The sequence below is a fragment of the Phreatobacter sp. genome, from assembly GCF_052440005.1.
Lineage (GTDB): Bacteria > Pseudomonadota > Alphaproteobacteria > Rhizobiales > Phreatobacteraceae > Phreatobacter.
On sequence record NZ_JBQVQL010000025.1, the window covers coordinates 16001 to 41330 of the forward strand.

A 25330-nucleotide genomic window follows, 5' to 3' on the forward strand; every position below is an offset into this window, starting at 1 on the left:
GGGGCGATGACCGGGCCGACGACGTCGGGAACGATCCAGAGGCGGGTGGTGGCGGCGGCCGCCACCGGGCTCGTCGTGCTGGCGGCAGGCGCCGCACATCACGGCGGAGGCACGCTCGCCGCGGCGGCGGTGCTCGGCGGCCTCGCCGGGCTCGCCCTCTATCACGCCTCCTTCGGCTTCGCGGGGGCCTGGCGGCGGGTCCTCGCCGACGGGCGCAGCGCCGGTGCGCGGGCGCAGCTGCTGCTGATCGGCGCGGGCGCGGTGCTGAGCTATCCGCTGCTCGCCGCGGCGGAGACGTACGGCTGGTCCGTATCGGGCTTCGTCAACCCGATCGGCCTCGCCCTCGTGCTCGGCGCCTTCCTGTTCGGCATCGGCATGCAGATCGGCGGCGGCTGCGGCTCGGGAACCCTGTTCACGGCCGGCGGCGGTGACCCCAGAATGGTCGTGACCCTCGCCGCCTTCGTCGCGGGGTCGCTCGCCGCCGTGCTGCACGCGCCGGTCTGGCAATCCTGGCCGGCCGTGCCCGGCATCTCGGTCATCGCGGTCGCAGGCTGGGCCCCTGCCCTCGCCGGTCTGGTCGCGATCCTCTCCCTCGCCACCACCTGGCTCATGCGGCACGAACGGCGCCGCCACGGCGCGGTCGCCTCGCTCGGCGGGAATGGCGAAAGGTCCTGGCTTCACGGCCCCTGGCCGCTGCTGCGCGGTGCGCTGGCGCTCGCGGTGGTCGCCGTGGCGATTCTGGCGGCCACCGGCGCGCCCTGGGGCATCACGTCGGCTTTCGCCCTGTGGGGATCGAAGCTCGCAGGCCTTGCCGGCGCGGAGCCGGCAACCTGGCCCTACTGGGCCGGCGATCCGTCCATCCGCACCTCCATCCTGGCCGACCGGACCTCGGTGCTCGACATCGGGCTGATGCTGGGCGCGCTCGGCGCCGCCGGCCTTGCCGGGCGCTTCCGGCCCTGGACCCGTCCGGCGCCCGGCGCGCTCGCGGCGGCTGTCCTCGGCGGGCTCATGATGGGCTATGGCGCGCGGCTGGCGACAGGCTGCAATATCGGCGCCTTCGTCTCGGGCACGATGTCCGGCAGCCTCCATGGGCCGCTCTGGCTCGTCTTCGCTTTGCCGGGCACCTGGATCGGCGCAAAACTTCGCCCTTTTTTCGGTCTCGGACACTGAACGCCATGGCTCCTGTTTCGACCACCCGCCGCCACCTCCTCGCCGGTTTCACGGCCTCGCTGGCGGCGCCGGCCCTGGCGCAATCCGCGCCGCAGCGCCTGCCCGACACCGAGACCACGCGGGCGGGCGGCATGACCGCCTGGCTGAGCGACCCGACGACGCGCTACGCCCACGGCGTGCTGGGCGACGCCATCGAGGCCGGCGGCTTCGTGGTGGAGCGCGGCGGGAGGGCCCTGCACCACCGGCTCGGACCCGAGGCCGTGTTCGAGGACCGGCGCGTCAGGCTCGTCGATCTCGGCGGTGGTACGCCCGCCGCCCTCGTGGTGAAGTCCTATCTGCGTCGGGGCTCGGCGCTCGCCGCCTATGCGATCGGCGAGGAGGCCATCACGCCCCTCGCCGAGAGCGCGGCGATCGGCACGCCGAACCGCTGGCTGAACCCGGTCGGCGTCGCCGACTTCACCCGGACCGGCGCGCCGCTGGTGGCGGCGGTGGTGACGCCGCACATCGCCGGCTCACTCCGGCTCTACCGGCGCGAGGGCGCGCGGCTGGAGGAGGTCGCCCGGCTCGACGGGGTAACCAACCACATTATCGGTTCGCGCGACCTCGATCTCGGCCGCATCAGCGACGTCGACGGCGACGGCCTGCCGGAAATCGTCCTGCCCTCGCTCGACCGCCTCCGCCTCGTCGCCGTCAGCTTCGCCGGAGGCACCGGTCGCATCGTCGCATCCGTGCCGCTGCCGGCGCCGCTCATCCGGCTGGAGCCGATGAACGACGCACGTGCGGTGGTGCATCTGCAGGACCGCCGGACCCTGACCGTCGACCTGAAGCGGTCCTGAGCGGCGTCAGTTGGTGATGCGGATGCCGGCGCGCTCGATGACCGGCTTCCAGCGGTCGCGCTCGCGCGCCACCATGGCCTTGACCTCGTCGGGGCTCGAGCCGACCGCCTCGAAGCCGGCGCCGCGCAGCCGCTCGAGGGCCGCCGGGTCCTTCATCGCCGCGGCGGCGGCGCGGTGGATCTCGGCGACGGTGGCGGCGGGGACGGCGGCGGGCACCATCAGCACGAACCAGGACGCCATCGACAGATAGGGCACGCCGGCCTCGGCGGCGGTCGGCACGCCCGGCAGCATGTCGGCGCGGGTGGCGCCGGTCTGGACGAGGGCGCGCAGGCCGCCGGAGCGGATCTGGGCGGCGGCGAGCGGGATCGAGAAGAAGGAGCCCGCCGTCTGGCCGCGGGCGATGTCGCCGATGCCGTCGGCGACGGCGCGGTAGTGCACCGGCTCGCCCTTGAAGCCGGCGCTCTGGGCGAAGAGCTCGGCGGCGATGTGGCCGGGGCTGGTCACGCCGAAGGTGCCGAGGAGAGTGCGGTCCGCCTTCTTCGCGGCGTCGATGAAGGCGGCGATGGAGGCAGGTCCCCCCTGGTCCGGCACGACGAAGGCGAAGTTGGTGCGGGCGACCTCGCTGACATAGGTGAAGTCCTTGGCCGGGTCGTAGGGGAGCGAGGCGAAGGCGAAGGGCGCGATGGCGACCGAGCCGACCTCGCCGAGGAGGACGGTTGCGCCGTCGGCGGTGGCGCGGGCGACGCGGGCGGAGGCGACCTGCCCGCCGGCTCCCGGGACATTCTCCACCACCACATTGGTATTGCCGGCGCGCTGCATGGCATCGGCGAGGATGCGCGCCAGCGTGTCGGGGGCGGTGCCGCCGGCAAAGCCCACCACCAGGGTGATGGTGCGCGGCGCCTGGGCAAGGGCCGGCGCGATGCCGGCGACGGCCATGACGGTGACGGCGGCCAGGGCCGCCCGGATCGCTCTCTTCACGATAACCTCCCTGCGGCTTTGTTGATGGTGGTTGGCGGCCGCTCGCCTGGAAACAGTGGTCGCGCTACTCCAGTTCGTAGACGTCGAGCAGCACCCGGTCGGGCAGGCGCGTGCCGACGCAGACGAAGATCGACCGCATCAGCCAGAGATGGTCCGGCGAGGCGGTCTCGAACCGCGGCACGGTGCGGAAATAGATCTGCGCGGCGTCCACCACCTCGCCCCGGCGCAGCCGCGCCACGAGGTCCGGCGGGCCGCGGCGGATGCCGGTGTTCTCGACATAGATGCGGGCGCCGGCGGGCGTCTCGATGACGTAGCGGGCGTGGATGTCGGCAAGGCCCGCGTCGCGGATCGACTGGTAGTCGGTGCCGCCGGGCAGGACCTTGCCGGTCAGGCGCGGGCCCGTGACCTCGCCGCCCAGGATCGGAATGAGCCGGCGCTCGCCGAGCGGCGTCGGGCCGACCTCGAGGGCGGGGGCGACCTCGGCGGCGATGGAAAAGGCGGGGACGAGGATGGGTGGGGGCATGGGCGTCTCCAGCGCGGGGCGAAGCTCACCAACGCCCATGGTTATTGTCAATAACCATTTGCGTCGCGGGGCGGTCCGGCACCCTGTCACCTTTCCAAACTGTCACGTGAGCGTGCGCGGGAGGCGTGTTAGAAGAGCGCCATGATACCGGGCTCCCTCTGACATGCGCCGCTGGCTCTTCCTCTTTGTCCTCGTCTCCGCGCTCGGCGCCGGCGCCTGGTGGTTCACCGGCCCGGGCTCGCTGGCAGTGGCCGACCAGCCCGCCTGGCGCACCGCGCGGGCCGACCGCGGCGACGTGGTCGCGGCGGTGAACGCCACCGGCACGATCAACCCGATCTCGACCGTCGTCGTCGGCTCGCAGGTCTCCGGCCAGGTGCTGGAGATCATCGCCGACTACAATTCCCAGGTGGAGGCCGGACAGGTGCTCGCCCGGCTCGACCCGACGCAGGTGAAGGCGCGGCTCGACGGCGCGCGCGCCGACCTCGCCAACGTGCGGGCGGCGCGCCAGGTGCAGCTCGCCCAGATCGAACAGGCCCGCTCGGAGATCAACCGGGCGGAGGCCGTGCGCCTCGACGCCACCGCCAAGCTCGCGCAGGTGGAGGCCCAGCTCGCCGAGGCCGAGCGCAACTTCGTGCGCCAGCGCGAGCTCGGCGCCCGTGGCGCGGTGGCGCAGGCGGTGATCGACACGGCCCGCGCCAATGCCGAGGGCCAGCGCGCCGGGCGCGATTCCGCGCGGGCACAGATCGCCTCGGCGGAGGCCTCCAAGCGCTCCATCGAGGCGGCGCTGCGGGTGGCGGAGGCGCAGATCGGCACGATCGACGCGCAGATCGCCCAGCGCGAGGCCGTGGTGCGGCAGATCGAGGTCGACCTCGCCAACACCGAGATCCGCTCGCCGGTGAAGGGAACGGTGGTGCAGCGCCAGGTCGAGCTGGGACAGTCGGTCGCCGCATCGCTGCAGGCGCCGACGCTGTTCCTCGTCGCCCAGGACCTGCGGTCGATGGAGATCTACGCCAATGTGGACGAGGCCGACGTCGGCCGCGTGCGCAGCGGTCAGGCCGTCACCTTCTCCGTCAACGCCTATCCGGGCCGCGAATTCCGCGGCGAGGTCAGGCTGGTCCGCCTCGGTTCGCAGACGGTGCAGAACGTCGTCATCTACACGGCCATCATCTCGTTCCAGAACCCGCGCATGGAGCTCATGCCCGGCATGACCGCGACGCTGCGGGTCATTTCCGACCGCCGCGAGGGGGTCCTGCGCGTGCCGAACGCAGCGCTGCGCTGGCGCCCGGCCGGCACGGGGGCGCCCGAGCGTCCGGCGGGACCGACGCCGGCCGCCAATCCCTTCGCCCCGCCGGGCCCCGGCATGGGACGCGGTCCCGGCGGCGGTGGCCCGCAGCAGGGCGGCGGCCGCCAGATCGGCGAGTTCGTCGAGACGCTGAAGGCCGAGCTTTCGCTGACCGCGGCGCAGAAGGACCAGCTCGACGCCATCGTCGCCGAGGCGCGGCCGCAGTTCCGCAGCCTGATGGACCCGTCCATGGACCGCGCCCAGCGGGTGACCCGCGTGCGCGAGATCCGCGCGGAGATGGGCCGCAAGATCGCCGCCATCCTGACGGAGGACCAGCGCAAGGCCTTCGCCGACATCAGCGCCCGCTTCGACGGCACGCGCAGCGCCGACGGCGGCATGCCCGGCCGCGTCTTCGTGGTGGGCGCCGACGGTCAGCCGCAGGCGGTGGCGCTGCGCCTCGGCATCACCGACGGCGCGGTGACCGAGGTGATCTCCGGCGAGCTCGAGCCGGGGCGCGAGCTGATCATCGGCACCGGCCAGGGCCCGGGCGGGGCGGCACCGGCCCGCCGCGGCTTCCGGATGTTCTGATGGCGCTGATCGACACCAGCGATCTCGCCCGCCACTACACGCTCGGCGATCAGGTGGTGACGGCGCTCGCCGGCGTGTCGGTGAAGGTCGACGAGGGCGAGTTCGTCGCCGTCATGGGTCCCTCGGGCTCGGGCAAGTCGACCTTCATGAACCTCGTCGGCTGCCTCGACCGGCCGACGGCCGGGCGCTACGTGCTCGACGGCGAGGAGGTCTCGGGCATGTCGGCCGATGCACTGGCCGACGTGCGCAACCGCAAGATCGGCTTCGTCTTCCAGCAGTTCAACCTGCTCGACCGCCAGGATGCGCTCGCCAATGTGGCGCTGCCCATGGTCTATGCCGGCGTGCCGCGCCGGGAGCGCAAGACGCGGGCCGAGGCGGCGCTCGCCAAGGTCGGCCTCGCGACCCGCGTCCACCACCTGCCGACCCAGCTCTCGGGCGGCCAGCAGCAGCGCGTCGCCATCGCCCGGGCGCTCGTCAACAATCCGAAGGTGCTGCTCGCCGACGAGCCGACCGGTGCCCTCGACAGCCGCACCTCGCTGGAGATCATGGCGCTGTTCCAGGACCTCAACCGGGCGGGCATGACGGTGCTCATCGTCACCCATGAGACGGATGTCGCGACCTTCGCCGGCCGGGTGGTGCGGTTCCGGGACGGCAAGGTGCTGTCGGATACGCGCCAGGCGCCGCTCGATGCGGAGAAGGCGCTGGGCGAGCTGGTGGAAGAGGTGGGGTGAGGGGGGGCTGGCCGCGCGTCCAGCCTTCAGTCGGCCGAACCGGACACAGCGCGCCGGCGACCTGGACCCAAAAGGTCCCTGTGCTCTTTATCTCGCCATCGAACCTGTGGGGCATTGCCGGCTACCCCGCCCTCGTCAGCACCATCGTCGGCCAGAGGAGCCAGCCGGAAAGCGGACACTTCCAATGTCCGTTCGGGGTGGACGTTAGACGCTGCGTCGGCCTTCGAAGGCTTCAGCCATCCTGGGGCGATCGTAGTCCAGGAGCCATTTGTCGAATTGCTGGTAGAGCCCGGATATCGTTTCCCTGGCGATGGAGGTGACGTCCATACCGCGGTCGTCATAGGCATTGACCGAAACGCCGCGCTCCAGGTCGACAAGTTTGGACATGACCGGTGCTTGCGGCATGACGCCAATGTCGTGCGCAACTTGGTTCCAGAGCAAAATGTCGGCTTGATCCCAAGTCAGCCGTACCGCGCGATGGACCCATGGTTCAGCCTCATCGTCGATCGCCTGATCCGGCGCACGATGACCGCTCCAAGTCGCCAGATGGGGCTCGGTCGGCACGCCCATCTCTTCAAGGTGTCCGAAGGCCGTCCCCTTCGTCCAGCCACGCCACTTCGCTCCCAATTCCCTCTTGGGATCAGGATAGGCGGCGATGACACCAATGAAGTCGTCCGTGCGAAGAGCTGCACGGGCCAGGACGCGTGCGCGATCGTAGCTGCTCGTGAACATGGTCACGTAGGAGCCCCCCTGGTTCAGCTCAAATCTGAGCCGAAACGGCGAGGCCCACAGTTCACGCTCCCAATCGGGTCCAAGGGATAGGATCATCGAGGTTCTATAGGCGGCGCCACGACGGTCAGCAAAGGGTGGAGGCCGTGTGGAAACGGGCCTTCCAAACCGCTTGGCGAAAGGTAGGGCGAGCGCTTTGGGATGCCCGGGACGAGCCCGGCCATGCCGGAGAGGCCATGCCTGACCCGAACCGGGCCAGCCCCCCTCCGTTCACCACCCCGCCCCCACACATAAAGAAATCTTTATGTCTTTATTGCCTCCGTCGGCGGCCCATGCTACAGCCCCGCCCGACAAGCCGGATATCCGTCCGGCCCGCCTCCGCCTGCGCGCACTTTTGAGGACACCATGGCTCTCGACCAAGGCACGGACTACATCGTCAAGGACATCTCGCTCGCTCCCTTCGGCCGCAAGGAGATCGACCTCGCCGAAACCGAAATGCCGGGCCTGATGGCGACGCGCGCCGAGTTCGGTGCCTCGCAGCCGCTGAAGGGCGCCCGCATCGCCGGCTCGCTGCACATGACCATCCAGACCGCGGTGCTGATCGAGACCCTGAAGGCTCTCGGCGCCGACATCCGCTGGGTGTCCTGCAACATCTACTCGACCCAGGACCATGCCGCTGCCGCCATCGCCGCCGCCGGCATCCCGGTCTTCGCCTACAAGGGCGAGTCGCTGACCGAGTACTGGGACTACACCGCCAAGCTGTTCGACTGGCATGGCGGCGGCACGCCCAACATGATCCTCGACGACGGCGGCGACGCCACCATGTTCGTCCATCTGGGTCTCCGCGCCGAGAACGGCGACACCGCCTTCCTCGACAAGCCGGAATCGGAAGAGGAAGAGATCTTCTTCGCGCTGCTGAAGAAGACGCTCGCCGCGAAGCCGAAGGGCTGGTTCGCCGAGGTCGCCAAGAACATCAAGGGCGTCTCGGAAGAGACCACCACGGGCGTCAACCGCCTCTACCAGCTGGCCGCTGCCGGCAAGCTGCTGTTCCCGGCGATCAACGTCAACGACAGCGTCACCAAGTCGAAGTTCGACAACCTCTACGGTTGCCGTGAATCGCTGGTCGACGCGATCCGTCGCGGCACCGACGTCATGATGTCGGGCAAGGTCGCCTTCGTCGCCGGCTTCGGCGATGTCGGCAAGGGTTCGGCCGCCTCGCTCCGCCAGGCCGGCTGCCGCGTGCTCGTCTCCGAAGTCGATCCGATCTGCGCCCTGCAGGCGGCGATGGAAGGCTACGAGGTCGTCACCATCGAGGACGCCCTGCCGCGCGCCGACATCTATGTCACCGCCACCGGCAACAAGGACATCATCACGGTCGACCACATGCGCGGCATGAAGGACCGGGCGATCGTCTGCAACATCGGCCACTTCGACAACGAGATCCAGGTCGCGGGTCTCAAGAACTTCAAGTGGAACAACATCAAGCCGCAGGTCGACGAGATCGAGATGTCGTCCGGCAAGCGCATCATCCTGCTGTCGGAAGGCCGCCTGGTGAACCTCGGCAACGCCATGGGTCATCCGTCCTTCGTCATGTCGGCGTCCTTCACCAACCAGACGATCGCCCAGATCGAGCTGTGGACGAACCCCGGCAAGTACGAGAACAAGGTCTACACGCTGCCCAAGCATCTCGACGAGAAGGTGGCCATGCTGCATCTCGAGAAGATCGGCGTGAAGCTGACCAAGCTGCGCCCCGACCAGGCCGCCTATATCGGCGTGCCGGAGACGGGCCCGTTCAAGTCGGACCACTACCGCTACTGATCGCAAGCTGCGGCTTTGCCAGAGGAAGGCCCGGCCCTGCGCCGGGCCTTTTCTTTGGTAAAGGCTGGTCAAGACGCACGCCTTGCTCGCACTGTTCTTGTCGATTTCAGGCGAGACCTTGCCGCGCGCCCCGTCAGCCAGATCTCTGCCGGACATTTCCGGCAACAGGCGCGCCATGATCTGGACTTATAGTCCTGATCATTTGTATTTCACATTGTTTTTGCGTCTTATTGGGTCAATTACCCAACGTTAAGACTGCTCCTTCCATAACGACGCTAGGGAAGGGAACCACTCAAGATGACATCACTCCGCATGAGATTCGCCGCGATCGCGGCCGGTTTCACGTGCCTCGTCGCCCTCATGGGCGCGCTCGGCCTGTGGCTGGGCTTCGAACTGCACGACCGCACGGCAGCCATGGACCAGGCCCGGCGCACCGTGCAGAACCACCTGAGCGCCACCTTCGCCAACGAGGAGCTGCGCGCGCTGACCAACTACGCCGCGATCTCCGGCACCATGGACCCGGCGTTCCGCGACGAGACGGTCAAGAAGCTGCAGAGCTATTCGGCGACCGCCAAGCGCCTCATGACGGCCAACCAGGCCGCCGCGCTGCCCGACGCCGTCAAGGCCGATATCGGACGCATGCTGGCGCTCTACGAGCGCTACCATGCCGGTGCCATCGCCATGGTCAACGCCATGCCGCGCGATGCCGGCCAGCGCGCCGCCCAGGCCGACGAGCTGCAGGAAATCCGCGCGCAGATCGGCAGGGTCCGCGGCGACATCTCCCGCAAGATCGACACCCATGTGGAGGCCCAGCTCGCCGAGGCCTTCGCCGAGGCCCGCATGATGCAGTACGGCGTGGGCGCCATCTTCCTGTTCGCGGTTCTCGTGTCGGCCGGCCTCGCCTTCGACATGACGCGCCGGATCGCGCGACCGATCGCGGACGTGGCCCAGGCCATCGACCAGGTCCAGAAGGGCAACCTGGAGGCGCAGCTTCCCGATACCGGCCGCAAGGACGAGATCGGCTTCCTGGCGGCGGCCGTGCGCGGCCTGATCGACCAGGCACGAGCCCTCGAGCAGAGCCGGCAGCGCGAGGCCGCCTCGGCCGATCTCGCCGCCCGTGTCGAGGCGGAGCGCCATGCCACCGCCGAATTCCGCAGGGTGGTGGGCGACGTCCTCGCCGATCTCGGCGAGAAGGCCGGCCGGATGACCGCCGCCTCGACGCGACTGATGAGCGTCACGGGCCAGGCCGAGGAGGCGACCAACGTCGTCCTCGTCGCCGGCGACAGGGTCGCCGAGGACCTCGCGGGCGTCACGGCGGAGAGCGAAGCGATGGACCAGCGCCTGGCCAGCTCCCTCCACTCGCTCGGCTCCTGCTCGGGCCAGGTCGCCGAAGCCGCGCGGGTCGCCCGCGAGGCCGACAGCAAGGTCGAGCAACTGGTGGAGGCCGCGGCGCGCATCGGCAACGTGGCGAGCCTGATCGAGGCGATCGCCTCGCAGACCAACCTCCTCGCCCTCAACGCGACGATCGAGGCGGCGCGCGCCGGCGAGGCCGGCAAGGGCTTCGCGGTGGTGGCCTCCGAGGTCAAGCAGCTGGCCGGCCAGACGGCCAAGGCGACGGCGGAGATCGAGGTGCAGATCGGCCGGATCCGCGGCAGCACCGACGAGGCCGTCTCGGCGATCCGCAAGATCTCCGACCGCGTCGACCAGGTCGCAGAGGACACCGGCACCGTCAACGCCATGGTGGAAGCCAATGTGGCGGCGACCCGGTCCGTCTGCGCCCGCGGCGCCGCAGCGACGTCGGCGACCGAGGACCTGCGCAGCCAGATCGACCATGTCCGCGACGCCATCGCCACCAGCAAGGCCACCTCGCGCGAGATCGGCGACGTCTCGGGCGAACTGGGCGAGACCTCGGAACGGCTGCGGCGGGCGGTCGACGACTTCCTCTCGCGGGTCGCGGCGTAACCGCGTGACACATCCGGCGGGCGGAGGACTGTCCCCCGCCGGAGGCAACGGCTAGAAGCGGCGTCCCGTCGATCCGCTTCGAGCCGCCCCTTGCCCCTGACCCTCTCCACCCTCGCCGCCGGCATCGTCGCCCCCCTCGTCGGCTTCGCCGGCACGGTGGCGCTGGTCATCGCCGCGGCGCAGGCGGTGGGCGCGAGCCCGGCCGAGACCATCTCCTGGCTCGCCGCCATCTCGCTCGCCAAGGCGATCGGCGGCATCGCGCTCACCTGGCGCTACCGCATCCCCATCGTGCTCGCCTGGTCGACGCCGGGCGCGGCGCTGATCGGCGCCTCCACCGGCATCGCCTTTCCGCAAGCGGTCGGCGCCTTCGTGCTGGCGGCGGGGCTCATCATCCTCACGGGCCTGGTGAAGCCGCTCGGCGACTGGGTGGCGCGGCTCCCCGCCGCCATCGCCTCGGCCATGCTGGCGGGCATCCTCGTCAAGTTCGTCATGGACGTCGCCCTGGCGGCACCCGGCGCGCCCGGGCTCGTCCTGCCGCTGGTGGCGATCTTCCTCGTCATGCGCCTCGCCCATCCGGCCAGCGCCATGCTGGTGGTGGTGGCGGCCGGCGTGGCGCTGACCTATGCGCTGGGCCTCGCCGGACCGCTGCCGACCGATCTCGGCCTCGCGCATGTCGTCTGGACGACCCCGGTCTTCGACCCGGCCGTGCTGATCGGCATCGGCGTGCCGCTCTATCTCGTCACCATGGCGGGCCAGAACCTGCCGGGCATCGCCGTGCTCCGGGCCAACGGCTACGACCCCAAGGTCGGGCCGATCATCGCGACGACCGGCTTCGTCTCGCTGGTCTCGGCGCCCTTCGGCGCGCATCCCTCGAACCTCGCGGCGATCACCGCGGCCATCGCGGCGGGGCCCGATTCCCATCCCGATCCGGCGAAGCGCTGGCCGGCCGGCATCGTCTACGGCGTCGCCTTCATCCTCTTCGCAGCCTTCGCCGGCCCCTTCGTGGCGCTCTTCGCCGCCATGCCCAAGGCCCTGATCGCCACCATCGCGGGCCTCGCGCTCAGCGGCGCGCTGATGGGCTCGCTGGCGGTCGCCATGGGCGATAGCCAGACCCGCTTTCCCGCCCTCCTGACCTTCGCGGTCGCGGCCTCGGGCGTCACCGTCGCCGGCATCGGCGCCGCCTTCTGGGGGCTGGCGGCGGGCCTTTCCGCCTTCGCGGTCGAGCGGGCATGGCAGGCCGTCGCACGGCGCCGGGCCACGTCACGAGGCGGTGAACATCCTCCCGCCTCGCCTTGAACCCGGCGTTCCCGACGCCTACCTTGTCGGCAACGTTCCGATTCCTCCCGACTGCCAGGAGAACCACCATGGGCGCCGTCGCCGCCACCACCGACGCATCATTCGACGCCGACGTCATCAAGTCGGAAACCCCCGTCGTGGTCGATTTCTGGGCCCCCTGGTGCGGCCCCTGCCGCATGATCGCGCCCGCCCTCGACGCCATCTCGGCCGAGATGGGCGACAAGGTGAAGATCGTGAAGGTCAATGTCGACGAGAACCCGAAGATCGCGTCCAACTACGGCATCATGTCGATCCCGACGCTGATGATCTTCAAGGGCGGCCAGCTGGTCGACCGAAAGACCGGCGCCTCGCCGCAGGCGGCGCTGAAGCAGTGGATCTCCGGCCACGCCTGATAGGCCTCAGCCGCATGGATCGCGAAAGCCGCCGGTTTCCGGCGGCTTTTTCGTGTGTGCCCCCGGATTCGTCCGAGTGCCGCGGGCCCATGCGCCGTGACAGCATGAAGGCGTGACCGTCGAAACCGACACCTTTCCCCCTCCCCCGCTCCGCCGGCGCCTGGCGGCGGGCGGCGCGCGCGTGCTCGACTGGCTGCTGCCGCCGCTCTGCATCGCCTGCCGCAACCCGGTGGGAAGCCACCACGCGCTCTGCCCCACCTGCTGGAAGGGCGTCGCCTTCATCACCGCCCCGGTCTGCGAGCGGCTCGGCACGCCGCTCGCCTTCGATCTCGGGCCCGGCGCCCTGTCGCCTGCCGCCATTGCCCAGCCGCCGGCCTTCGACCGGGCGCGCGCGGCCTTCCGCTTCGACGACGTCGGGCGGGCGCTGGTCCATGGGCTGAAATACGGCGACCGGCTGGAGGTGGCGGTGGCGCTCTCCGCCTGGATGGCGCGGGCCGGGCGGGAGCTCCTCGCCGATGCCGACGCGCTGGTGCCGGTGCCGCTGCACTGGACGCGGCTCGTCTCCCGCCGCTTCAACCAGGCGGCGGAGCTGACGCGGCACCTCTCCGCCCTGACCGGCGTCGCCAACGCGCCGCTGCTCTTGAAGCGCGTGCGCCGCACCCGCCACCAGGTGGGGCTGACGCGGGCGCAACGGCTGGACAACGTCACCGGCGCTTTCCGGGTGGCAGAGGACCGCAAGGGCTGGGTCGCCGGCAAGCGGCTGGTGCTGGTGGACGACGTGCTGACCACCGGGGCCACCATCGAGGCCTGCTGCCGGGCGCTGCGCCGGGCGGGCGCCGCGCGCATCGACGTGCTGACCGCGGCGAGGGTTGTGGAGGGGCCTTTCGCGGTCCATATCTGAGGGCCTGTCACAGCGACAACGGATGCCGCGATGCCGGAAATCACCGTCTACACCAAGGACTACTGCCCCTATTGCCACGCCGCCAAGGAGCTGCTGCGCAAGAAGGGCGCCGCCTTCACCGAGGTGGACATCCAGAAGCATCCGGACCGGCGCGCCGAGATGGTCCAGAAGGCCGGCGGCCGGACCACGGTTCCGCAGATCTTCATCGGCGGCCAGCACGTGGGCGGCTGCGACGACATCCACGCCCTCGACAGCGCCGGCAAGCTCGACCCCCTGCTCGGCGCCTGACCATGGCGGAGGGGGGCAACGGATCCTTCACGGCGGCCTGCGTGCAGATGCGCGCCGACGTCGCCGTCAAGCCGAGCGTCGACCAGGCCATCGCCCTGATCCGTGAGGCGGCCAGGTCCGGCGCGCACTATGTGCAGACGCCGGAAATGACCAACATCCTGCAGCCGGAGCGGCCGAAATTCTTCGAGGCCATCCGCACGGAGGCCGAGGACCCGACGATCCCGCTGTTCCAGGCCGAGGCCATGCAGCTCGGCATCTGGCTGCATGTCGGCTCCCTCGCCATCAAGGTGGGCGAGCGGCAGGCGGCGAACCGCGCCTATGTCATCTCCCCCGACGGCGAGGTGGTGGCGGCCTACGACAAGATCCACATGTTCGACGTGGACCTGCCGAACGGCCAGACCTACCGGGAGTCCGCAGCCTATGCGCCGGGGGACGTCGCCGTGACGGCCGATCTGCCGTGGGCGCGGCTCGGCGTCACCATCTGCTACGACCTGCGCTTCCCCCACCTCTACCGGCGCCTCGCCGAGCAGGGGGCGGAGGTCATGGCCATTCCCTCCTCCTTCACCGTGCCGACGGGCGAGGCGCACTGGCACGTGCTGATGCGCGCCAGGGCGATCGAGAACGGCGCCTTCGTCGTCGCGGCGGCACAGGGCGGCGTGCACGCCTGCGGCCGGGCGACCTATGGCCACAGCCTCATCGTCGACCCCTGGGGGAGGATCCTCGCCGAGGCCGACCACGACGATCCCGCGGTCATCCTCGCGGAGATCGATCCGGCCAAGGTCGGCGAAACGCGGGGGCGCATCCCCTCGCTCGCCAACGGCCGGGTGTTCCGGGTGGCGGAGACGCCATGATCCGCTACGCCCTCCATTGCGACAAGGCGCACGACTTCGAGAGCTGGTTCCCCTCCTCCGACAGCTACGAGGCGCAGCGGAAACAGGGCTTCGTCGCCTGTCCCGTCTGCGGCTCGACGAAGGTGGACAAGGCGCTGATGGCGCCGCAGGTGGCGCGCAAGGACCGTGCTGCCGCGGCCGAGCCCGCTGCGGCCGTGCCGCCCGCGCCCCCCACGCCGGTCGCCATGGTCTCGCCGGCCGAGCAGGAGCTGCGGGCGAAGCTGCGAGAACTGCGCGAGCAGGTCGTGAAGAACGCCGATCCCGTCGGCGAGCGCTTCGCCGAGGAAGCCCGCAAGATCCATTACGGCGAGACCGAGCACCGCTCCATCTACGGCCAGGCAACGCCGGAGGAGGCGCGCGAGCTCGCCGAGGAAGGCATCGAGTTCCACGCCCTGCCGGTGCTGCCCGACGACCGCAACTGATGCGACGGCGGGCGCCCTTTGCCGGAGCGGCGCGGCCTGCTAGGCGGTAGGGGAAGGAGCCCTTCCATGCATCGTCCGCTCGCCGCCGCCGCCCTTCTCGCCCTCCTCGCCGGACCCGGTTTCGCCGCGCCCGCCAGCGTGCGCATCGCCAACGAGAGCGTGCCGACGCTCTGCGCCGAGGAGGACAATGTCGACCTGCGCCTTCACGCGCCGGCGGTCCGACGCTTCCGGCTCGAGGCCGTGCATCCCGCGGTGATCGGCACCATCGTGCAGGACATCACGGCGCCGGACTTCACCGACTGCACCATCACCGACAAGGCCGACTTCCGCTTCACGCCGCGCACCGTGGTGATGCACGAGGACGCGCGGCTGAAGGTGGTCGGCATCACCTTCGACAAGTTCTGGCGGCCCGAGCAGGTGCCGGTGACGGTGGGCGGCCGCACCGAGAGCGGCTTCCACCTGTTCCAGCTCTATCTGAAGGACGGCGACGCCAAGCCCTACGAATTCCTCGTCATGTATCCGGTGGACGGCTACTGGCGCCTGAAGCCGCGCCCGCCGGCCCATCTCTCCGACATCGTCTACGGCACGTCGGCGCTGATCGGCCCCATCGAGGTGATGCAGCGCCCGGTGGTGAACCTCTCCGCCATCCGCTTCGACCCGGCGACGATGACCTTCGACCTGACCTTCCGCGCGGGCGGCACGGCCACCGTCAAGGTCGCCGAAATCGACCGCAGCCACGTGGCCCTCGACGTCGTGTTCTCGCAGGGGGTGACGGGCGGGCCCTTCGCCGGCCTGCGCTCCATGTACGTCACCGAAACCAATGCGGACGGCGCCCGCGTCGAATGGCGGGCGGCCGGCACCAACCGCTGGCAGGAGGCCCCGGTCATGGACTTCCGCGGCGGCGATGGCATCGAGATGAAGCTGACGCGGGCGGTGCCCAGCCGGCACAACACCTCGGCGCCGGACTATCGCTTCATCGGTTTCGCCGACTGAGAGACATCCACAAGACGGCCCAGCCGCACCGGAGGACACGCCCATGCACGCCATCGTCATCGAGGGGTTCGGCGATCCCGCCGCGACCATCCGCCTACGCGACATGCCCGAGCCGCCGCCGCCCGGTCCCGGCGAGGTGACGGTGGAGATGCTGGTGCTCAACATCAACCCGTCCGACCTCCTGCAGATCCAGGGGCTCTACGGCACGTCGCGCCCGCCGCTGCCCTTCATCCCCGGCGGCGAGGCGGTGGGCCGCATCGCGGCGGTCGGCGAGGGCGTGAGCGGGCTCGCCGTCGGCGACATCGTCTCGCCGATGATCCTCAACTGCTGGGTGGAGCGGGTGAACCTCAAGGCGGCGCTGGCCATGAAGCTGCCGGCCGACATCGACCTGAAGCAGGCGGCCATGCTGAAGGGCAATCCGGCCACCGCGGAGGCGCTGCTGTCGGATCAGGTGGCGCTGGCCCCCGGCGACTGGCTGATGCAGAACGCGGCGAATTCCGCCGTCGGCACCTTCCTCGTGCGGCTGGCGCAGCAGCGCGGCATCCACACGCTCAACGTCGTGCGCCGCGAGAGCGCCGTGGCGGGCGTGAGGCAAGCCGGCGGGACGGCGGTGCTGGCCGACGCGCTGGATGATCCGCGCGCGTTCCGGAAGAAGGTTCAGGAGGCGACGGGCGGCGCGCCGGTGAAGCTCGCCATCGACGCCATCGGCGGGGCGGCGACCGGCGTCATGGCCGGCGCGCTGGCGGATGGCGGTACCGTCGTCAATTACGGGCTGCTCTCCGGCGAACAGTGCCGCATCGACGCGCAGCACCTGATCTTCCGCAAGATCAGCCTCAAGGGCTTCTGGCTGATCCACTGGTTCCAGGACGCGGGCCGGGCGCGCATCGCCGAGACCTACGGGCGGATCGCCCGCGGCATGGCGGACGGCACGCTGACGACGCCGGTGGCGGAGGTGGTGCCGATGGCCGAGGCCGCGCGCGCCATGGCGCTCGCCGGCGAGGGCGGCCGGTCGGGCAAGGTGCTGATGGTGACGACGGCGGGCGTTGCGGCGGGGGTGTAGGGGGGCGCTTCTGCCTCTTGAACCGCTGGTGCCCCTCAAGGCCCCACCCTTACCCTACCCGCTGCGCGGGGAGGGGGACTTCCACGGCGGCGGCACATCCCGTCATCCCTCGCGCCGGGCTCAGCGGTTGCAATGGAAGCGTGACGTCATAGCCCCCCTCCCCGCGCAGCGGGGAGGGTTAAGGGTGGGGCCCTGCAGTGAGAGCGGCTCGCACCATGTCGTCGTCTGGACCGGGCGGCCGGCACATTGGAAGTGCGAACGGCCGCGCGAGAGGAGTCACCTCACGCGTAGAGGCGCTTGATGGCGTCGGCGTATTTCGCCTCGATCGCCTTGCGGCGGACCTTCATCGTCGCCGTGACCTCGCCGTCGTCATGGTCGAGTTCCTTGTCGAGGATCTCGAAGCGGCGGATGTTGGCGACCTGGGCGAGCGTCTCGTTGGCCTTGTCCACCGCCTGCTGGACGAGTTCCACCACCTGCGGCGCCTGCGACAGGTTCTTGTAGTTGGTGAAGGCGATGCCCTTCATCTCGGCCCACTTGCCGACCGTCTCCATGTCGATCTGGATGAGCGCCGCGACATATTTCTGCCGGTCGCCGAAGACGATGCATTCCTTGATGAAGGGGCTGAGCTTCACCGCGTGCTCGATCTCGGTCGGCGACAGGTTCTTGCCGCCGGCGGTGATCATGATGTCCTTCTTGCGATCGACGATCTTGATGTGGGCGCCCTGCATCTCGGCGACGTCGCCGGTGCGCAGCCAGCCGTCGACGATGGCCTGGGCGGTGGCCTCCTCGTTCTTGTAGTAGCCCTCGAAGATGGTGGCGCCCCGGGCCATGATCTCGCCGTCCTCGGCAAGCTGGACCTGGGTGCCCTTCATCGCCTTGCCGACCGTGCCGACCACGACGTCGTCGGGCGTCTGGCCGAGAATGCCGCCCGAGGTCTCGGTCATGCCGTAGATCTCGACCAGCGGCACGCCGATGGTGCGGAAGAAGCGGATGACGTCGGGCGAGATGGGCGCGGCGCCGGTGAAGGCGATGCGGCAGCGGGTGAGGCCGATGGCATTCTTCAGCGCCCGGAAGACCGCGGCATAGGCGAGGGCATATTTGGCCCTCTCGGCCAGCGACCATTTCGACCGCGGCTTGTCGGCGAAAGGCGCGCAGAGGTCGAAGGCCGTCTTGTAGAGCCACTTCTGGACGGGGCGGGCCTCGTACATCTTCACGCGGATGCCCGAATGCATCTTCTCCCAGATGCGTGGCACGCCGAGGAAGCTGGTGGGCGCGACCTCGCGCAGGTCTTCCTGCACGGTGCGCAGGCTCTCGCCGAAATCGACGCGACTGCCGGCGTAGAGCGGGGCGAAGACCGTCGTCGCCTGTTCGGCCACGTGGCAGAGCGGCAGATAGGACAGCGCCGTCCAGCCGGTGCCGATGCCGTAGCGGTCGAGGAGCCCGTTGGCGCCGGCGCGGATGTTGCGGAAGGAGAGCATGGCCCCCTTCGGCTTGCCGGTTGATCCAGAGGTATAGATGAGGAGAGCAATGTCGGAGAGCTGATGGGTGCGCATCAGGTCGTCGACCACGGCGGGATTCTTCTCGTATTCCGCGCGGCCGAGGGCCTCCACCTCGTCGAAGGTCATGACGAGCCCTGGCTCGTAGCCGGACAGGCCGCGGTCCTCGAGGGCGATGATCTTCTTCACCTTCGGCAGGTCGGCGCGCGCCTCCACCACCTTGTCGATCTGCTCCTGGTCCTCGCAGACGACGATGGCGCAGTCGGCATGGTCGAGCACATAGGCCACCTCGTTGGAGGGGCTGGTGGGATAGACGCCGACGGTGACGGCGCCGAGGACGCCGGCGCCCATCTGCGAGAGCACCCATTCGATGCGGTTCTCGGAGATGACGCCGATATGGCCCTTCGGTTCAAGGCCGAGCGCGCGGAAGCCGAGGGCGACGTGGCAGGAGCGCTGCCAGTATTCGGCATAGGTGGTCGGCCGCCAGATGCCGAAGCGCTTCTGGCGCAGCGCGATCTCGGATCCGCGCTCCGCCGCGTGCTTCTTCAGCATCTGCACCACGGAGAGCGGCGGCAGGGCGGCGGCGGGATCGGCAGCCGCGGCGGGGGTCGCCTCGCGGGCCATGTCGAGCGGAAGTGCGGTCGCAGTCATGACAGCCACCTCTTGCGCCTCTTGTAGTGCTTGATGTCGCGATAGCTCTTGTGGGCGAGGCCGAGATAGAATTCCTGCACGTCGCGGTCGGCGACGAGCTTCTCGGTCGGCCCATCGATGACGATGCGCCCGGTCTCCATGATGTAGCCGTAGTGGGCGATGGAGAGGGCGACGGAGGCGTTCTGCTCGACGAGGAGCATGGAGACGCCCTCCTCCGCGTTGATGCGGGCGATGATGGCGAAGATCTCCTCAACGAGCAGCGGCGCGAGGCCGAGCGAGGGCTCGTCCAGGAGAATGACGCGGGGCTTGGCGACGAGGGCGCGGCCGATGGCCAGCATCTGCTGCTCGCCGCCGGAGAGGTAGCCCGCAATGGACTTGCGCCGCTCGGCGAGGCGCGGGAAGTAGCGGTAGACGATGTCGAAATCGGCGGTGGCGCCGGGACGGCCGGTCAGCGCATAGGTCGCGGCGGTGAGGTTCTCCTCCACCGTCAGGTCGCCGAAGATGCGCCGGCCCTCCATGACGTGGAACAGGCCCCGGCGGACGAGCTTGTGCGGGGAGCTCTGCTCGACGGGCTCGCCGTCGAAGCTGATGCGCCCCTCGGTGACGAGGCCGTTCTCCATGGGCAGCAGGGCCGAGACGGCCTTGAGCACGGTCGACTTGCCCGCGCCGTTGGAGCCGAGCAGGGCGACGATCTTGCCCTTCGGCACGGCGAGCGAGAGGCCGCGCAGCGCCTGGATGGCCTTCGCGTAGACCACCTCGATATTGTTCACCTCGAGAATGAGGTCGCCGGTCGTCGCCATGAAGCCCTCGGGCGCTTGCGGATGCGAAAATGGCGGGGCGACCGCGGCGCGGCCGCCCCGGCCGATATCAGGAGCCGGCGGAGATGGTGATCCAGTCGGACGCCGGCTTCAGCATCTTGTCGGCTGCGCTGTACTGGTAGACGCGGCCGTGCGGGAAGGAGTTGCCGGTCATGGTGATCGGCACGCCGACGACGCCGCCGGTGTCGTAGTTCTTGATGGAGCGGGCGTGCTTCATCATGTTGACCGCGTTCAGCTCCTCGTTGGCCGCGAGGGTGCGCTTCAGCACCTCGATGGCCAGCATGGCGTTGGTCCAGCCCTGGTAATAGGCGTGGGTGCGGGTCTTCCCGACATTGGCGGCGCGGATCGCCTCGATCTGCGCGCCCTTGGCGGCGGGGTCGAAGTTGTAGGCGGAGACGCCCATGTAGCCGTCGGCGGCGGCGCCGGCGCGGTTCATCAGCACGGTGTCGGTGGAGTAGAACGTGCCCATGAACTTCGAGGTCATGCCGGCCTGGCGGGCCTGCGCCATGAACTCGGGGATCGGCTGCAGCACGTAGCCGTGGAAGATGACGTAGTCGGGGTTGCGGCGGCGGATCTTCAGGACATCGCCGGAGACGTCGACCGAGCCCGGCTGGGTGACGATCTTCTCCACGAGGTTGAGCTCGAGGCGCTTGGCCTCGGCCTCGCCGGCGGCGATGGGATCGCGGCCGAACTCGGTGTCGGAATGAACGAAGACGACCGAGGCGCCCTTCTTCTGGGCGGCGATGTAGCGCAGCAGCACGCGCATCTGGTCGGAATAGTTCGGGCCCGGGATCCACTGGTTCGGGAAGGCCTGCGGGTTGTCGATCTCGGAGGCGAAGGAGGCGCCGGCCATGACGGTGGTGCCGCGGCGGTTCAGCTCCGGATTGATGGCCTTCTGGAAGCCGGTGGAGTCGCCAAAGAAGACCGGCGTCTGATGCTGCGAGGTGATGCGGGTGAAGATGGCGACGGCGTTGTCGACGCGGTAGCCGGAATCCTCGTTGACGTAGCGGATGCGACGGCCGGCGACGCCGCCGTTCTTGTTGACGAACTCGAAGTGGTCGCGGCCACCCTCGAAGCCCTCGACGCCGGCGAAGGCGAAGACGCCGGACATGGGGTTGGCGGCGCCGATGACGAGCTCGGGGGCCTGGGCGAAGGCGCGGCCGGAGGCCGTCGAGACGAGGGCGGCGCCGAGGCCGAGCTGGTGGAATGCACGGCGGGTCAGACGGGTCATGGGTGTCTCCTCAGAGGGTTTGGGTCCCGCCTTGACGGCGGTTCTTTTCGTGTTGGGCTCACGTCCTGAACGGCCAGAGGGCGAAGTAGCGGCGCGTCCTGCGCCACATCTCCGCGAGCCCCATGGGTTCGAAGATGAGGAAGCCGATGATGAGCAGGCCGAAGATGATGTTGCGGACCGGCGCGAGATAGATGGAGGCGTCGGGGAACCAGGGCACGAGGGCGGTGGCCGACAGCTTCAGGAATTCCGGGATCAGCGTCATGAAGACGGCGCCGAAAATGCCGCCGACGATGGTGCCGGCCCCGCCGACGATGACGGCGGCGAGGAAGAAGATCGAGGCGAGAGCAGGGAAGCTCTCCGGCGTCACGACGCGGAAGAGATAGGCCCAGAGCCCGCCGGCGACGCCCGCATAGAAGGACGAGATGGCGAAGCTCATCAGCTTGTACTTGAACAGGGAGATGCCGATGATCTCCGCCGAGATGTCGCGGTCGCGGATGGCGATGAAGGCGCGGCCGACGCGGGTGCGGAAGAGGTTCTTGGCCGCCAGCACCATGACCACGCAGATGGGCATGACCAGCCAGTAGAGCCGGTCCGGCGTCGCCAGCTCGATGCCGGCGATGCGGGCGGTCGGCACGTTGAGGCCGCGCAGGCCGCCGGTCACCGGCGTCCAGTTGAGGAAGACGAAGCCGAGGATGACGGAGGCCGCCAGCGTCGCGATGGCGAGGTAGAGGCCCTTGATGCGCAGCGAGGGCAGGCCGACGAGGTAGCCGATGCCGGCGGCGACAGCGCCCGCCAGGACGAGGTTGAGCAGCACCGGCGTGCCGAAGCGGCCGTCGAAGAAGGCGACCGTATAGGCGCCCACCGCCATGAAGGCGGCGTGGCCGAGGCTCACCTGGCCGGTATAGCCGGTGAGGATGTTGAGCCCGGTGGTGGAGATGACGTTGATCATCACCAGCACGGCGAGGAACATCCAGTAGTTGGAGCCGTGCAGCGGATAGAGGACGAGGGCGGCGAGGAGCAGGGCGAACCAGACCTTCTGGGTGTCGGTCTTGAACAGGCCCTCGTCGGCCGCGTAGCTCTCCTTGGCGGTCCCGACGCGCATCAGAGTCTCTCAATCTCATGCGTGCCGAAGAGGCCATAAGGCCGCACGACCAGAACCACGAGCAGGATGGAGAAGGTGGCGAGGAGCTTGAACTCGCCGCCGAGGAAGCGGCCGACCATGGCCTCGAGCCAGCCGATGAAGAGGCCGGCGATGAGGGCCCCGAGGATGGAATCGAGGCCGCCGACGATCACCACGACGAAGACCGAGAGGCCGAACAGGCCCATGGCCGAGGAGATGCCGCCGACAGAGCCGACGAGAATGCCGGCGAGGGCCGCGACGGTCGCCGCCAGCATCCAGGAGAAGGAGAAGACGCCGGGTACGTCGATGCCGACTGAAGAAGCGGCGGCGCGGTCGGTGGCGGTGGCGCGAAGCGCAATGCCGCCGCGCCAGAAGGAGAAGACGGTGATCAGCACCGCCATGGCGGCGGCGGCGATGAAGAAGGAATAGGCCGTCTTGGAGGGGATGAAGGCGTCGGCGATGATGATCGGCTGCGAGGGCAGGAACTCGGGCAGGCGGCGCGGCTCGGCCGACCAGATGAGCTCGACGACGCCGATCAGCACGGAGGTCAGGCCGATCGTCACCATGAAGACGGAGACGGGATTGTCCTTCAGGAGCGGGCGGATCATGGTCCGCTCGATGACCCCGCCGATCACGGCGGAAACCGCCAGCGTCAGCGGCACCGAGGCCCAGATCGGCAGGGCGAGGCCGGCGGAGAAGCCGTAGAAGACGAAGGCGCCGATCATCAGCATCTCGCCGATGGCGAGATTGATGACCTTGGTGGCCTTGTAGATGATGACGAAGGCGACGCCGGTGAGCGCCATGAGCGAGCCGGTGCCGAGGCCGGCGAGGCTCGTCTCGACGATGTCGATGAATTCGATCGCCATCACGCCACCTCGCCGACGGGGGCACTGCCCTCGGCCGCGCGGCGGGGATCGCCGGAGGAACCGAGATAGGCCTTGATGACGTCCGGGTTGTTGCGCACCTCCTCCGGCGTGCCGGCGGCGATGCGGCGACCGAAGTTCAGCACGCAGACATGGTCGGAAATGTCCATGACCATGCCCATGTCGTGTTCGACGAGGAGGACGGTGACGCCCCATTCCTCGCGCACATCGAGGATGGCGCGGGCCATGTCCTCGGTCTCCTCGCGGTTCATGCCGGCCACCGGCTCGTCGAGCATCAGGATGCGCGGGCGCATGGCGAGGGCACGGGCAAGCTCGACCTTCTTCTGCAGGCCGTAGGGCAGGATCGCCACGGGAACGTTGCGGATGTGGTCGAGCTCGAGGAAGTCGATGACGTCGCGCTCCACCTCGGCGCGCAGCTCCATCTCCTCGCGCTTGGCCTTGCCCCAGTAGAGAAAGGCGTCGAACACGCCGGCGGTCAGGTGGGCGTGGCGGCCGAGCTTGATGTTGTCGAGCACGGTCATGCCGCGGAACAGCGCGATGTTCTGGAAGGTGCGGGCGAGGCCGAGCTTCGCCCGGTCGCGGGCGGGGACGGCGGTGATGTCCTCGCCGTCGAGCTTCACCGTGCCGGTCTTCGGCTTGTAGAAGCCGGAGATGGAATTGAAGGCCGAGGTCTTCCCGGCGCCGTTGGGTCCGATCAGCGCGGTGATGGAGCCGGGCGCGACGTGAAGGTCGATACCGTCGAGCGCCTTCACGCCGCCGAACTGCAGCGACAGGTTTTCGACGTCGAGACGAGCGGCTGGCGGCCGCACGGGCGCGGCCGGATGCAATGGCGACACCGCCAGTTCCTCCCCTGGGGTGCCCCGCGGCTTCAGCCGTCTTCGGGCACCGATGCGTTCCTTCTCCGGGCGCGCGGCCCGAACCGGCTCAGAACCTACGCATGAGTACGGCGAGGTCAATGCGATCCGGAGCCAAATCGGCCGGATTCAGCCCTTCGGAGGATGGCGAAGCGTCGCAGTGGCGCCGAAACCGGCATTTCGGCTCTCCCGATCGGGTGAGCCCGGCCAGCGTCGACGCGCCCCGCATGGGACGAACGGCGCGTCGCCGGCTCTTGCCAGCGCCCCTGCCCTCGTCCCATGATCCCGCACCATACCGGACCGCAGACGTCCGGACGTCGAGAGAAACGCACACAGGGAAGGAGGCGCACCATGTCGGAGCGCACAAAAGGTTTCGCCGTCACGCGGCGCGTCGCGGTGGCCGGCATCGGCGCCGCAGTCATGGCCCCCTGGGTCTCGAAGGCCCAGACGCTGAAGACCGAATACAAGCTCTCGGTCGTCGGCAACCGGCCCATCGCGCTGTCGGAAGGCGCGTTCCAGTGGGCCGAGATGGTGACCCAGCGCACCAACGGCCGCATCAACGTGAAGGTCTATCCGGGCTCGCAGCTCGTCGGCGGCGACCAGACCCGCGAGCTCGTGGCGATGCGCCAGGGCATCATCGACTTCACGGTGTCCTCCACCATCAACATCTCGCCGCAGGTGCGCGAGATGAACATCTTCTCGCTGCCCTTCCTGATGCCGAACCACAAGGCCTTCGACGCCATCGTCAACGGCGAGGTCGGACAGGCGCTGTTCAAGGTGATGGAGAGCCGCGACGTGGTGCCGCTGGCCTGGGGCGAGAACGGCTTCCGCGAGCTGTCCAACTCCAAGCGCCCGATCCAGAAGCCGGAGGACCTGCGCGGCCTGAAGATCCGCTTCGCCGCCGGCGCCATCTTCGCCGACATCTACAACGGCCTCGGCGCCAATCCGGTGCAGATGTCCTTCGCCGACCTGCAGCCGGCGCTCTCGACCGGGGCGGTGGACGGCCAGGAGAACCCGGTCAACCTGTTCCTCGGCCTCAAGATGGACGCGCTCGCCCAGAAGCACATGACCATCTGGAACTACTGCGTCGACGCCGGCCTCTTCCATGTCGCGAAGCCGGTCTGGGACACGTTCTCGGCGGCCGACAAGGAGATCGTCCGCGAGAGCGCGCGGGACGCCGCCAAGGTGCAGATCGGCGCCACCCGCAAGGGCCTCGGCGTGCTCGACCCCAACGACAAGTCGTCGATTGAGGAGCTCGCCAAGCGGGGCGTCGCCACGGTGACGCTGACGGCCGAGGAGAAGCGCGCCTTCGCCCGGGCGACGCGCCCCGTCTTCGACAAGTGGGCGGCGCAGGTCGGCGCCGATCTCGTCAAGAAGGCAGAGGCCGCAGCGAACGCCGCGAGCTGATCCTCGCAAC

24 protein-coding genes are annotated in these 25330 nt (G+C 69.5%); 15 read left to right on the forward strand and 9 right to left on the reverse strand.

From position 1 onward, the window contains the following. Positions 1 to 6 precede the first annotated feature (6 nt). Positions 7 to 1170, forward strand: coding sequence for a YeeE/YedE family protein (locus ACT6XY_RS08490; RefSeq protein ID WP_444747900.1), 1164 nt, complete (start codon positions 7 to 9; stop codon positions 1168 to 1170). 5 nt (positions 1171 to 1175) lie between these two features. Beyond that, positions 1176 to 2006, forward strand: a complete 831-nt coding sequence (locus ACT6XY_RS08495; protein ID WP_444747901.1) for a hypothetical protein — start codon at positions 1176 to 1178, stop codon at positions 2004 to 2006. A gap of 6 nt (positions 2007 to 2012) precedes the next feature. Here the strand turns inward: ACT6XY_RS08495 and ACT6XY_RS08500 are convergent, their stop codons facing one another. Together ACT6XY_RS08500 and ACT6XY_RS08505 are read right to left on the reverse strand one after the other, a co-directional pair. Continuing rightward, positions 2013 to 2984: a Bug family tripartite tricarboxylate transporter substrate binding protein gene (locus ACT6XY_RS08500; protein ID WP_444747902.1), complete on the reverse strand. Its 972-nt coding sequence runs from the start codon at positions 2982 to 2984 to the stop codon at positions 2013 to 2015. A gap of 64 nt (positions 2985 to 3048) precedes the next feature. After that, a complete protein-coding gene (locus ACT6XY_RS08505) occupies positions 3049 to 3507 on the reverse strand; it encodes a DUF3237 domain-containing protein (protein WP_444747903.1) in 459 nt (152 codons plus the stop codon). Between the two features lie 163 nt (positions 3508 to 3670). Between ACT6XY_RS08505 and ACT6XY_RS08510 the strand changes: the two genes are divergently transcribed. Together ACT6XY_RS08510 and ACT6XY_RS08515 are read left to right on the forward strand one after the other, a co-directional pair. Next, complete coding sequence (locus ACT6XY_RS08510; protein WP_444747904.1) at positions 3671 to 5377, forward strand: efflux RND transporter periplasmic adaptor subunit; 1707 nt, start codon at positions 3671 to 3673, stop codon at positions 5375 to 5377. Beyond that, positions 5377 to 6108 (forward strand): ABC transporter ATP-binding protein, encoded by a 732-nt coding sequence (locus ACT6XY_RS08515; protein ID WP_444747905.1) that lies wholly within the window; start codon positions 5377 to 5379, stop codon positions 6106 to 6108. The genes ACT6XY_RS08510 and ACT6XY_RS08515 overlap by 1 nt, the downstream gene beginning before the upstream one ends. 204 nt (positions 6109 to 6312) lie before the next feature. On the opposite strand, the gene ACT6XY_RS08520 is transcribed toward ACT6XY_RS08515, so the two are convergent. After that, the gene (locus ACT6XY_RS08520; RefSeq protein WP_444747906.1) at positions 6313 to 6936 is read right to left on the reverse strand and encodes a DUF3885 domain-containing protein; all 624 of its coding nucleotides are present in this window, start codon (positions 6934 to 6936) and stop codon (positions 6313 to 6315) included. 306 nt (positions 6937 to 7242) lie between these two features. Here ACT6XY_RS08520 and ahcY point away from each other — a divergent pair, with 306 nt between their 5' ends. From ahcY to ACT6XY_RS08570, 10 genes are all read left to right on the forward strand, one after another. Next, complete coding sequence (gene ahcY, locus ACT6XY_RS08525; RefSeq protein ID WP_444747907.1) at positions 7243 to 8655, forward strand: adenosylhomocysteinase; 1413 nt, start codon at positions 7243 to 7245, stop codon at positions 8653 to 8655. 312 nt (positions 8656 to 8967) lie between these two features. Continuing rightward, positions 8968 to 10617 carry a methyl-accepting chemotaxis protein gene (locus ACT6XY_RS08530; protein WP_444747908.1) on the forward strand — a complete coding sequence of 550 codons (1650 nt, stop codon included), beginning with the start codon at positions 8968 to 8970 and terminating at the stop codon, positions 10615 to 10617. A gap of 90 nt (positions 10618 to 10707) precedes the next feature. Then, positions 10708 to 11913 carry a benzoate/H(+) symporter BenE family transporter gene (locus ACT6XY_RS08535; RefSeq protein WP_444747909.1) on the forward strand — a complete coding sequence of 402 codons (1206 nt, stop codon included), beginning with the start codon at positions 10708 to 10710 and terminating at the stop codon, positions 11911 to 11913. A gap of 68 nt (positions 11914 to 11981) precedes the next feature. After that, positions 11982 to 12305 (forward strand): thioredoxin, encoded by a 324-nt coding sequence (gene trxA / locus ACT6XY_RS08540; protein WP_444747910.1) that lies wholly within the window; start codon positions 11982 to 11984, stop codon positions 12303 to 12305. A gap of 112 nt (positions 12306 to 12417) precedes the next feature. Next, positions 12418 to 13206, forward strand: a complete 789-nt coding sequence (locus tag ACT6XY_RS08545; protein ID WP_444747911.1) for a ComF family protein — start codon at positions 12418 to 12420, stop codon at positions 13204 to 13206. Between the two features lie 30 nt (positions 13207 to 13236). Then, a complete protein-coding gene (gene grxC, locus ACT6XY_RS08550; RefSeq protein WP_444747912.1) occupies positions 13237 to 13494 on the forward strand; it encodes a glutaredoxin 3 in 258 nt (85 codons plus the stop codon). A gap of 2 nt (positions 13495 to 13496) precedes the next feature. Next, complete coding sequence (locus ACT6XY_RS08555) at positions 13497 to 14345, forward strand: carbon-nitrogen hydrolase family protein (protein ID WP_444747913.1); 849 nt, start codon at positions 13497 to 13499, stop codon at positions 14343 to 14345. Beyond that, positions 14342 to 14806 carry a DUF1178 family protein gene (locus ACT6XY_RS08560; RefSeq protein WP_444747914.1) on the forward strand — a complete coding sequence of 155 codons (465 nt, stop codon included), beginning with the start codon at positions 14342 to 14344 and terminating at the stop codon, positions 14804 to 14806. The genes ACT6XY_RS08555 and ACT6XY_RS08560 overlap by 4 nt, the downstream gene beginning before the upstream one ends. A 66-nt stretch (positions 14807 to 14872) precedes the next feature. Continuing rightward, the gene (locus tag ACT6XY_RS08565) at positions 14873 to 15799 is read left to right on the forward strand and encodes a hypothetical protein (RefSeq protein WP_444747915.1); all 927 of its coding nucleotides are present in this window, start codon (positions 14873 to 14875) and stop codon (positions 15797 to 15799) included. Between the two features lie 43 nt (positions 15800 to 15842). Then, complete coding sequence (locus ACT6XY_RS08570; RefSeq protein ID WP_444747916.1) at positions 15843 to 16859, forward strand: zinc-dependent alcohol dehydrogenase family protein; 1017 nt, start codon at positions 15843 to 15845, stop codon at positions 16857 to 16859. Between the two features lie 281 nt (positions 16860 to 17140). Here ACT6XY_RS08570 and ACT6XY_RS08575 read toward each other — a convergent pair whose 3' ends face one another. The 6 genes from ACT6XY_RS08575 to ACT6XY_RS08600 form a co-directional block, all read right to left on the reverse strand. Then, positions 17141 to 19006 (reverse strand): AMP-dependent synthetase/ligase, encoded by a 1866-nt coding sequence (locus tag ACT6XY_RS08575; protein WP_444747917.1) that lies wholly within the window; start codon positions 19004 to 19006, stop codon positions 17141 to 17143. Next, the gene (locus ACT6XY_RS08580; protein WP_444747918.1) at positions 19003 to 19806 is read right to left on the reverse strand and encodes an ABC transporter ATP-binding protein; all 804 of its coding nucleotides are present in this window, start codon (positions 19804 to 19806) and stop codon (positions 19003 to 19005) included. The genes ACT6XY_RS08575 and ACT6XY_RS08580 overlap by 4 nt, the downstream gene beginning before the upstream one ends. 67 nt (positions 19807 to 19873) lie before the next feature. Beyond that, positions 19874 to 21055, reverse strand: a complete 1182-nt coding sequence (locus ACT6XY_RS08585; RefSeq protein WP_444747919.1) for an ABC transporter substrate-binding protein — start codon at positions 21053 to 21055, stop codon at positions 19874 to 19876. Positions 21056 to 21113: 58 nt separating this feature from the next. Continuing rightward, positions 21114 to 22157: a branched-chain amino acid ABC transporter permease gene (locus ACT6XY_RS08590; protein ID WP_444747920.1), complete on the reverse strand. Its 1044-nt coding sequence runs from the start codon at positions 22155 to 22157 to the stop codon at positions 21114 to 21116. Next, positions 22157 to 23041 (reverse strand): branched-chain amino acid ABC transporter permease, encoded by an 885-nt coding sequence (locus ACT6XY_RS08595; RefSeq protein ID WP_444747921.1) that lies wholly within the window; start codon positions 23039 to 23041, stop codon positions 22157 to 22159. The genes ACT6XY_RS08590 and ACT6XY_RS08595 overlap by 1 nt, the downstream gene beginning before the upstream one ends. Further along, positions 23041 to 23895: an ABC transporter ATP-binding protein gene (locus ACT6XY_RS08600; RefSeq protein ID WP_444747922.1), complete on the reverse strand. Its 855-nt coding sequence runs from the start codon at positions 23893 to 23895 to the stop codon at positions 23041 to 23043. Before ACT6XY_RS08600 ends, ACT6XY_RS08595 begins: the two co-directional genes overlap by 1 nt. A 369-nt stretch (positions 23896 to 24264) precedes the next feature. Between ACT6XY_RS08600 and ACT6XY_RS08605 the strand changes: the two genes are divergently transcribed. Beyond that, on the forward strand, positions 24265 to 25320 hold the full coding sequence (locus ACT6XY_RS08605; RefSeq protein WP_444747923.1) for a DctP family TRAP transporter solute-binding subunit: 1056 nt from the start codon (positions 24265 to 24267) through the stop codon (positions 25318 to 25320). The last annotated feature ends 10 nt before the right edge of the window (positions 25321 to 25330 follow it).